This window comes from Mesorhizobium sp. Root695, from assembly GCF_001428185.1.
In the GTDB taxonomy this organism is placed as follows: Bacteria; Pseudomonadota; Alphaproteobacteria; order Rhizobiales; family Rhizobiaceae; genus Mesorhizobium.
In genome coordinates this window covers 279,722-289,304 of record NZ_LMHO01000034.1, presented here as the reverse complement: position 1 = coordinate 289,304, position 9,583 = coordinate 279,722, and the positions used below count along the sequence as shown (strand labels likewise).

Genomic DNA, 9,583 nt, shown 5'->3' with positions numbered 1-9,583 from the left:
GCCGGGCGACGACCGAAATTGTCCGCGACGCTGAAACGGCTTGGGGGCTGTCAAACCCGGACGCCTGCCGGCACTGGTCCCCACTGGTTTTCCCGGGCTTGCGTCGGGATCAGCGCGAAGACCAGGATGATCAGGCTGCCGATGGTCGGAATCAGGATCAGCAGGCAGAGCCAGCCCGACAGGCCGATGTCATGCAGCCGGCGCACGATCATGCCGAGGCTGGGAAGAACTGTCGCCAGCAGGAAGGTGCCGCACAGCCCAACCGTTACCGCCCCCGAGATATCGCTGTCGAAGCCGCCCATATCCATATCGGTGTACAGGCCGGTGCCGCCGATGATCAGCAAGCAAACCGTCCAGAACAGGCAGTAGCCCCAATATTCCTTGCGATGCGCGCGCCCGGCGAAATTGAAATAGTTCTGCGTCACGCCACGCCAGAAATAGCCCCAGAGATCGCTGGGCTCGGCTGTCTCGGAAGACCGGCCGAAATGCTGCGCGGGAGGCGCTGTTGCAGGTGGAACGCTGACCTGGGCCAGTGCGGCCTTGGTGCCGGGGTGTGCGGCGGCCGGGGCGGCGATCGAAAAGACGTCGCGCGCCTGGCCGCCGCCCGGCTGGAACTCGACGGCCGTGCCGTTGGGCATGGCGGATTGCCGGCGCAGGTTCTCGCGGGTGAAGGTATAGCGGTTGCCGTCGGCTCCGGTGATGAAGCCAAAACCCTGGTCCTCGTCATAGTGAAGCACTTCGCCGCGCATATGCCACCCCTCTCGCCACGTCCCTGCCCGAAGGTGTGACACAGGGCCGAGCCGATGGGCAATACCGGGCCGCATGGCTACCGTGTTGGCGGCAAATGAAGCATAAGGCATCAAGTGCAACCGCCTTTGCCAAAAGCAGACCCACAAGCAGACAATGACAGCCGAGCGTTCCGACACCAGCGCCGTGATAGAGGGCAGAGAGGCCGCAAGGCCTCCGAGGCTGGCCATCGACGCCACCGGCCTGATGTTGTGGCCGCCCGGCGAGGGCCTGGCCGGCATCCCACGGGTAGAAAGCTTTCTCATCAACGCGGCGTTGGCGGATCCCGACCCATGCGTGGAGGTGGTGGCGTTCAGAGCCGATGAAGGCCGGTTCCGCGCGCTTGCCCCCTACGAGCAGGACCATGTCGCGGCGGGCGAGATTTCACCGCATCATGTCAAACGATGGCCGGGGAGATGCACGGCGCTTTCGCAGGCCCTCGAGGCAGTCAGGCAGCAGCCGTGGGGCAAGCGCGACGCTGACCGCCATCTCGCCAGGACGGTGACCAATGGCCGCAAAGGGATTGCCTATCAGGTGACGAGGCTGCTGATCCGTGCCTATCGTCTGTACCGGCGCGCCCTGTTGGGCTTGCGCCAGGAAGCTGCACCCCTTGCCGCGCAGGCGGAGCCGGGTCTGGTGCTCATCAGCCATCATATCCTGACCGAGGAAGACCGATCCGCCGTCTCGGGCGGTGCGGGTGATCTTGCTTTCCTTTGCCACGATCTCATCCCGGCATTGCGTCCGGACCTGCTCGGTGCAGGCCCTCGCGAGACCCGTTTCGGGTCCTATCTCGAGCACCTCGTCCGCTCCGGTGCTCCGGCGTTTTGCGCCTCCGACGAGGTTGGCGCCACACTCGCCGATCATATGCGCAAAGCCGGCGTCGCCGCGCCGGTCGTGTATCGCTTTCCGATGCCCTCCATCCTGCATGCAAACGCATCGCGCGCTGGCACGACCTCGCGCATCGAGACCGACGAGCCGTTCGTGCTCTACTGCTCGACCATCGAAGTGCGCAAGAACCACATCCTCTTGGCGCGGATCTGGCAGCAGGCGCTTGACGAGGGCGTCAAGCTGCCGAGGCTCGTCTGCGCCGGGCGCTGGGGCTGGATGATCGATCCGCTGCGCGCCTATCTCAAGGCCCATCCCAGGCTGCTCGAGCGGGTCACGTTCACCGGGCTGGTCAGCGACGAGGAACTCATCGGCTACTATCGCAGCGCTTCCTTCGGCGTCTTTCCCTCGCATATCGAGGGCTGGGGCTACGGCGCGTCGGAATGTCTCGATTTCGGCGTTCCGGTCATCGTCTCGACAGCGCCGTCGCTGATCGAGGCGACCGGCGGCCTGATGCCGGCGGTCGATTCGCAGGACCAGCAAGGCTGGTACAAGGCGATCCGCAGGATGGCGCAGGACCATGCGTGGCGATCCTCTCTGGTCGAGCGCATCGCAGAGAAGCATCGGCCAACGCCTGCGGCGGCAAGCTGGGCCGCCATCAAGGCAGGCCTGAAGGAAAGCGCGTCCCGCCCGCGCGCCGAACGTTGAGCGCCTTGCCGGCAGGTCCAGCCCTACGATGGGCGCTTCTTCGCCTTCTTGTGCTTCGGCGCGCCGGTGTTTTCGAATTTCGGCTTGCCCGGCTTCGCCCACGGCTTTGCCTCATGCTCGGCTGCCGGGCGCTGGTCGGCTGATGCCGGTGCGCGTTTCTCGAATTTGCGCTTCGGGGCGTTGGGGTCGAACGGCGCCTTGCCGCGATGCGGTTTCTTGTCGGGGCTTGGCGGCTGGTAGCCGGCGCGCGACAAATCGGGCTGGCCGTCGAGCCGCTTCACCAGGATGTTGTTTTGCAGTTTGCGATCGGGACCGATCGCGGCCAGGAAGCGGTCGGCCCAGTCCGCGGCGATCTGCACGAAGGTCTCATCGGGCTGCATCTTGATGGCGCCGATCTCGCGCTTGCTGATGCTGCCAGTGCGGCACAGCATCGGGATGAGCCAGCGCGGCTCGGCATTCTGCCGGCGCCCGATCGACAGCGAGAACCAGACGCTGGCGCCGAAATCGTCGCGGCGGCTGGGTGCCTCGTCGCGACGCGCGAAGTTTTCGCCCGCCGGTCTTTCACGCGACGGCGTGAAGGGCGCGATTTCCATGAGGTCCTCGGGCGCCGAGCGGCTGGCGCGGCACTGGCGCACGAAGGCGGCGGCCACCTGTTCGGCGCCATGCCTGGCGAGCAGCGCGTCGATGAAACCGCGCTCGTCATCCTTCACCGGCTCGTCGAAAACCGGATCGGCAAGGATGCGTTCGTCGTCGCGCCGGATCACGTCGTCGGCCGAGGGCGGGCTCGCCCATGTCGCCTTGAGGCCAGCGTTCTGCAACAGCCGCTCGGTGCGCTTGCGGGCGCTGTTGGGCACGATCAGCGCGCTGACGCCCTTGCGCCCGGCGCGGCCGGTGCGGCCGCTGCGGTGCAGCAGCGTTTCCGGGTTGGTCGGCAAATCGGCGTGGATGACCAGTTCGAGGTTGGGCAGGTCGATGCCGCGTGCCGCCACATCGGTGGCGATGCAAACTTTTGCGCGGCCGTCGCGCATCGCCTGCAAGGCATGGCTGCGCTCGTTCTGGCTGAGTTCGCCGGAGAGTGCGACGACGGAGAAGTTGCGGTTGTTGAAGCGCGCGGTCAGATGATTGACGGCGGCACGCGTGTTGCAGAACACCAGCGCGTTCTTGGCCTCGTAATAGCGCAGCACATTGATGATGGCGTTTTCCCGGTCGGGCTGGGCAACGCTCAGCGCCCGGTATTCGATGTCGAGATGCTGTTTTTCCTCGCCGGCGGCCGAAATGCGCACGGCATCGCGCTGGTAGCCCTGCGCGAGCGTTGCGATGGAGCGCGGCACGGTGGCCGAGAACATCAGCGTTCGGCGTTCGGCGGGGGCCGCGTCGAGGATGAATTCGAGGTCCTCGCGAAAGCCGAGATCGAGCATCTCGTCGGCCTCGTCGAGCACCACCGCCTTGAGCGCGGACATGTCGAGCGAGTGCCGGGTGATATGGTCGCGCAGCCGGCCGGGCGTGCCGACGACGATGTGGGCGCCACGCTCCAGCACACGCCGCTCCGAGCGCATGTCCATGCCGCCGACGCAGGACGCCACGGTGGCGCCGGTCAGTTCGTAGAGCCACTCCAGCTCGCGCGTCACCTGCAACGCCAGTTCGCGCGTCGGTGCCACCGCCAGCGCCAGCGGTGCCGCCGCGTGGCCGAAGCGCTCGGCGCCTCCGAGCAAGGTTGGCGCCAAGGCGAGGCCGAAGGCCACCGTCTTGCCGGAGCCGGTCTGCGCCGAAACCAACGCATCGGCCTCACCGAGTTCGGGCGCCACAACCGCCTTCTGTACCGGCGTCAGTTCGGAATAGCCGCGTTTTTCCAGCGCCTTTGCCAGCGCGGGAACGAGTGCATCGAAGTTGGACATCTTACTCTTTCGGAATTCGGATTCTTATATGCCCAGCAATGGGTCTGTCTTCGGCGGGCGTCGGGACGCTCCATGAGCCGGATAGTCATGCCGTTCGTACTTCGTGCCGCCGCCATTGTACAGGGCAACAGGGCGCTCATCGCAATTGACTCTTGACGCAAACCGCGTAAAAGCCCGCTTCGAACGGGATCGTTTTTCGATGCGCGGCCTTTCGATGGCTCTTCTTGCATTCGATGCCCCCAGCCTCAATGCACATCATTGGGCCGGGCGCGTCGGCGCGTCTCCTCGTTCCAGCAAAACCATGGCCAAAACCACCACCAAAACGGTGTGATTCCCTTGGCCTAACCACCCTCTCCCGGGTTCGGCCCGGGGGACGGAACCCGCATCGGCCAGCGGGTTTCTCCAAAAACCAAGCGGAGAGGGACAGGAGATTTTTATGAGTTTCAAGGTTGCAGTCGTCGGCGCCACGGGCAATGTGGGCCGGGAAATGCTCAACATACTGGAAGAGCGCGGCTTTCCGGTGAGCGAAGTCGTGGCGCTGGCCTCGCGGCGCAGCCAGGGCACTGAAGTGTCGTTCGGCGACCGCACGCTGAAGGTCAGGACGCTCGACCAGTATGATTTTTCCGACACCGACATCTGCATCATGTCGGCCGGCGGCAACGTCTCCAAGGAATGGTCGCCGAAGATCGGCAAGCAGGGCTGCGTCGTCATCGATAATTCGTCGGCCTTCCGCTACGACCAGGATGTGCCGTTGATCGTGCCGGAAGTGAACCCGGACGCGATCTCGCTGTTCACGCGCAAGAACATCATCGCCAATCCGAACTGCTCGACGGCGCAGCTGGTGGTGGCATTGAAGCCACTGCATGACTTCGCCACCATCAAGCGCGTCGTCGTCGCCACCTACCAGTCGGTGTCGGGCGCCGGCAAGGAAGGCATGGACGAGCTGTTCACGCAGACGCGCGCGGTCTTCGTCGCCGATGGCGTCGAGGTCAAGAAGTTCACCAAGCGCATCGCCTTCAACGTCATCCCGCATATCGACGTCTTCCTCGACGACGGCTCCACCAAGGAAGAGTGGAAGATGGTCGCCGAGACCAAGAAGATGCTCGACCCCAAGATCAAGCTGACGGCGACCTGCGTACGCGTGCCGGTGTTCATCGGCCATTCGGAAGCGGTCAACATCGAGTTCGAAAAGCCGATCACCGCCGATGAGGCGCGCGATATCCTGCGCGAGGCCCCTGGCTGCCAGGTCTTGGATAAGCGCGAGGACGGCGGCTACATCACGCCGCTGGAATCGGCCGGCGAGGACGCCACCTTCATCTCGCGCATCCGCGAGGATTCGACCATCGACAACGGCCTGTCGATGTGGATCGTCTCCGACAACCTGCGCAAGGGTGCGGCCCTCAACGCGGTGCAGATCGCCGAGCTTTTGGTCGAGCGCGGCCTGATCCAGCCGAAAAAGAAGGCGGCTTAGTTTTCGCTCACGGGCTCGGCCTGCGGCCGACCTGATTTTCGCTCACGGGCCGCACCGCCGCTAGCGCGGCTGGCCCTCCGCGAGGGCGCCGGATCACCGGCGGTCCGCGGTCGCGGGCTCGGCCTTCGGCCGGGAGCCAATCTCCCCCCTTGTGGGGGAGATGTCCGGCAGGACAGAGGGGGGCGCTGTCCCGCTGTCCTCTCAATTGATCTCAGTTGCACTCGCAGACCCATTTTACTGGCCGTAGATGAGCGAAGTTGGCGTTCCTTGACGCCCCCCTCTGCCCTGCCGGGCATCTCCCCCACGAAGGGGGAGATCGGCAGCTTCGCCGATGCGCTACGCTCTGTTCTTCTCGGCCAACTCCATCAACAGCTCCAGCGCTTCCTCCGCCCGGTCGGCGGGGACGAACAGATGGTCGTGGTAGAAAGCCGAGACCGGATTGACGCCCATGCCGGCGGCGGCGAGCCGCGTGGTGATGGCGGCGAGGAAGCCGACGGCTTCCAGCGACGAATGGATGTTCAGCGTCACCATCCGGCAGCGGAAGGAAGCTGTCAGTGCAGCTGCGCTGGCCGCCTCCTCGGTCACGATCAGCGTCACGCCCTCGCGCTCACGAAACACCATCACCGGTTCGAGGCCGTCCGGCTGAGCGACGCCACGCGCCAGCGTGGCGAAGACATAGGTGCCGGCGAGCAGTTGCGGCGTCATCGATGCCAGCAGTGTCTTCAGATCGGTTTCGCCGGTCATTCGTCTTCTCTCGGCCGCAGAAACGGGCCGCAGCCCACATGCTCCTCAATATCCGCGACCGGCGCGTGCCGATAGTCCGCGCGCTGTACCCACGACATGGCGATGTCCCTGGCGGCTGGACTTGCCGGCTTGTCGCACCACACACCAGCGAGGCTGAGGATCTGCGCCCGTCCGCGATACCATGGACATTCAAACGCTCCAGCCAGTGCCCCCTGCTGGGACCTCAATCCCTTTGCCGGCAATGTCTTTGGGATCAAATCGCCGAGTTGCGAGTTAGAGATTCGCTTGGCGGCGGAGGCGTTTCCCTATCGGAGAGGAACGACAATGAAGAGAACGATGCTTTTGATGGCCCTGCTGGTGCCCCTCGCCGCTTGTTCACAAACGGAAAAAGGCGCTGCTGTCGGCGGACTGGGCGGGGCGGCGGTCGGCGCTGCCGTCGCCGGCGATCCGGTTGAGGGTGCCGTCGTTGGCGGCGCTGTCGGCGCTGTTGCTGGTGCGCTGATCGGCCGGGCGAGCGAGAGTGGCGAATGCCGCTACCGTGATCGCCGTGGCCGCGTCTACATCGACCGCTGCCCGAGCGGCTATTGATCGGGCCGCATTCGAGAATGAAGTCCACATAGCAAAACGGCGGGCCTGGGGCCCGCCGTTTTCCTGGATGTGATAGAGCAATATCTATTCGGCGGTAGCGGCTTCGGCCTCGGCCGGTGCTGCTGCGGCAGCGGCAACAGCGGCTGCGGCGTCTTCCTGCGCCTTCTTCAGAAGGGCAGCGCGTTCCTGCGCCTTCTTGCCCGGCTCGGCCTTCTTCGGGTTGGAGCGGGCGTCGCGCTTGACGAGGCCGGCCTCGTCAAGGAAGCGCAGCACGCGGTCGGTCGGCTGGGCGCCATGCGCCAGCCAATGCTTGACGCGGTCGGCATCGACCTTGACGCGTTCGCCATCCTTGGGCAGCAGCGGGTTCCACGAGCCGATCGACTCGATGAACCGGCCGTCGCGCGGCGAACGGGCGTCGGCGATGACGACGTGGTAGTATGGACGCTTCTTCGAGCCCGCACGGGCCAGTCGGATCTTCAAGGGCATTTCTTTTCTCCTAAGAACTCTAAGTTCGTTGATTGGGTTTCAGTTGGTTTTCGTCACGCCGTTGGAAGCGGCGATCTGTTCGTGGTGGCGGATCACTTCGCGGACGACGAAGTTGAGGAATTTTTCAGCGAAATCCGGGTCGAGATGGGCATCCTTCGCCAGCTGGCGAAGCCGGGCGATCTGCTGCTGCTCGCGTGCCGGGTCGGCCGGCGGCAGGCCATGCGTCGCCTTCAGCACGCCAACCGCCTTGGTGCAGCGGAAGCGCTCGGCCAGCATATGGATGAGGGCTGCGTCGATGTTGTCGATCGAGGCGCGGTAGTCGGCCAGTATGATGCGTGCGTCGGCCATGTCCTTTTCTTCGTTCATCCGTGTCCTCACTTCTTCTTGCCAAGGCCGGGCAGTCCGCCACCGCCGAGGCCGGGAAGCCCCGGAAGTTTCATGCCGCCGGGCAGGCCGGGCAGGCCACCGCCGCCGGGAAGGCCTTTCATGCCACCGCCGAGGCCGGCTGCCTGGGCCTGTTTCTGCAACGCTTCGAGCTGCTTGGGGTCCATCTTCGACAGGTCAGGCATGCCGCCGCCCATCATGCCGCCCATGCCGCCAGGCATCATGCCGCCGAGGCCCATCTTGGAGGCGAGGCCGCCCATCATGCCGCGCATGAGGCCGCCGCCTTTGCCCTTGCCGCCCATCGCCTTCATCATGTCGGCCATGCCGCGATGCATCTTGAGCAGCTTGTTGATTTCGGCCGCATCGGTGCCGGAACCGGCGGCGATGCGCTTCTTGCGCGAATGCTTCAGCAAATCCGGGTTGGCGCGCTCGGCCTTGGTCATCGACGAGATGATGGCGAGCTGGCGGCCGAACATCTTGTCGTCGAGACCGGCGGCGGCCATCTGGTCCTTCATCTTGCCCATGCCGGGCATCATGCCCATGATGCCGCCCATGCCGCCCATCTTCGACATCTGCTGAAGCTGGCTGGCGAGGTCGTTCAGGTCGAACTTGCCCGACTGCATCTTCTTGGCCATCGCCGCCGCCTGTTCGGCGTCGATGTTTTCTGCAGCCTTTTCGACGAGCGAGACAATGTCGCCCATGCCAAGGATGCGGTCGGCGATGCGCTTGGGATGGAATTCCTCCAGCCCGTCCATCTTCTCGCCGGTGCCGATCAGCTTGATCGGCTTGCCGGTGACGGCGCGCATCGAAAGCGCGGCACCACCGCGGCCGTCGCCGTCCATGCGGGTCAGAACGAGACCGGTGATGCCGACGCGCTCGTCGAAGCTCTTGGCCAGGTTGACGGCGTCCTGGCCGGTCAGCGAATCGGCGACCAGCAGGATTTCGTGTGGGCTCGATACCTTCTTGATGTCGGCCATCTCGACCATCAGCGGCTCGTCGATATGGGTACGGCCGGCGGTGTCGAGGATGACGACGTCGTGGCCGCCGAGCTTGGCCGCCTGCACGGCGCGGCGCGCGATGTCGACCGGCGACTGGCCGTCGACGATCGGCAGCGTGGCGACCTTGACCTGTTCGCCGAGCTGGCGCAGCTGCTCCTGCGCGGCCGGGCGGCGCGTGTCGAGCGAGGCCATCAGAACCTTCTTGTTCTGACGCTCGGAAAGGCGCTTGGCGATCTTGGCCGAAGTGGTCGTCTTGCCGGAGCCCTGCAGGCCGACCATCATGATGACGACCGGGGCCGGGGCATTGAGATCGATGGCGACGCCTTCGGCGCCGAGCATCTCGACCAGTTCGTCATGGACGATCTTGACGACCATCTGGCCGGGCTTGATCGACTTGACCACGGCGGCGCCGACGGCCTTCTCGCGCACCTTGTCGGTGAACGAGCGCACCACTTCCAGCGCTACGTCTGCCTCGAGCAGCGCACGGCGCACCTCGCGCAGCGCCGCCGAGACATCAGCCTCGGACAGGGCACCGCGGCCGGTCAGGCCGTTCAGGATGGAGCCAAGGCGCTCCTGAAGCGATTCAAACATCGATCTTCCTTCAATCTCGGTTCATTCGACCCGAGAGGTAATGCGTTCGCGCCAAGTGTCCAAGCAAAAGCCCAAAACCAGAACGCACCCGGGGGCGCTCAGCGCTG

At 65.1% G+C, this 9,583-nt stretch carries 9 protein-coding genes; 3 read left to right on the top strand and 6 right to left on the bottom strand.

Annotation, left to right across the window (positions count from 1 at the left end):
• Positions 1-50: 50 nt before the first annotated feature.
• Positions 51-749: a DUF805 domain-containing protein gene (locus ASD99_RS24895; RefSeq protein ID WP_057145217.1), complete on the bottom strand. Its 699-nt coding sequence runs from the start codon at positions 747-749 to the stop codon at positions 51-53.
• A gap of 154 nt (positions 750-903) precedes the next feature.
• On the opposite strand from ASD99_RS24895, the gene ASD99_RS24890 reads away from it, so the two are divergent.
• Positions 904-2,319, top strand: a complete 1,416-nt coding sequence (locus ASD99_RS24890; protein ID WP_057145216.1) for a glycosyltransferase — start codon at positions 904-906, stop codon at positions 2,317-2,319.
• Between the two features lie 23 nt (positions 2,320-2,342).
• On the opposite strand, the gene ASD99_RS24885 is transcribed toward ASD99_RS24890, so the two are convergent.
• The gene (locus tag ASD99_RS24885; protein WP_057145215.1) at positions 2,343-4,214 is read right to left on the bottom strand and encodes a DEAD/DEAH box helicase; all 1,872 of its coding nucleotides are present in this window, start codon (positions 4,212-4,214) and stop codon (positions 2,343-2,345) included.
• A gap of 436 nt (positions 4,215-4,650) precedes the next feature.
• Between ASD99_RS24885 and ASD99_RS24880 the strand changes: the two genes are divergently transcribed.
• Positions 4,651-5,685: an aspartate-semialdehyde dehydrogenase gene (locus ASD99_RS24880; RefSeq protein WP_027059343.1), complete on the top strand. Its 1,035-nt coding sequence runs from the start codon at positions 4,651-4,653 to the stop codon at positions 5,683-5,685.
• A gap of 336 nt (positions 5,686-6,021) precedes the next feature.
• Here the strand turns inward: ASD99_RS24880 and ASD99_RS24875 are convergent, their stop codons facing one another.
• Positions 6,022-6,429: an ACT domain-containing protein gene (locus tag ASD99_RS24875; RefSeq protein ID WP_056585653.1), complete on the bottom strand. Its 408-nt coding sequence runs from the start codon at positions 6,427-6,429 to the stop codon at positions 6,022-6,024.
• A gap of 324 nt (positions 6,430-6,753) precedes the next feature.
• Here ASD99_RS24875 and ASD99_RS24870 point away from each other — a divergent pair, with 324 nt between their 5' ends.
• The gene (locus ASD99_RS24870; protein WP_057145214.1) at positions 6,754-7,017 is read left to right on the top strand and encodes a YMGG-like glycine zipper-containing protein; all 264 of its coding nucleotides are present in this window, start codon (positions 6,754-6,756) and stop codon (positions 7,015-7,017) included.
• Between the two features lie 84 nt (positions 7,018-7,101).
• On the opposite strand, the gene rpsP is transcribed toward ASD99_RS24870, so the two are convergent.
• Genes rpsP through ffh form a run of 3 tightly spaced genes read right to left on the bottom strand, consistent with a single transcriptional unit; the run spans position 7,102 to position 9,476 of the window.
• The gene (rpsP, locus tag ASD99_RS24865) at positions 7,102-7,503 is read right to left on the bottom strand and encodes a 30S ribosomal protein S16 (RefSeq protein WP_013528800.1); all 402 of its coding nucleotides are present in this window, start codon (positions 7,501-7,503) and stop codon (positions 7,102-7,104) included.
• Positions 7,504-7,542: 39 nt separating this feature from the next.
• A complete protein-coding gene (locus ASD99_RS24860; RefSeq protein ID WP_057145213.1) occupies positions 7,543-7,869 on the bottom strand; it encodes a chorismate mutase in 327 nt (108 codons plus the stop codon).
• A gap of 8 nt (positions 7,870-7,877) precedes the next feature.
• The gene (gene ffh, locus ASD99_RS24855) at positions 7,878-9,476 is read right to left on the bottom strand and encodes a signal recognition particle protein (protein WP_056585657.1); all 1,599 of its coding nucleotides are present in this window, start codon (positions 9,474-9,476) and stop codon (positions 7,878-7,880) included.
• Between the last annotated feature and the right edge of the window lie 107 nt (positions 9,477-9,583).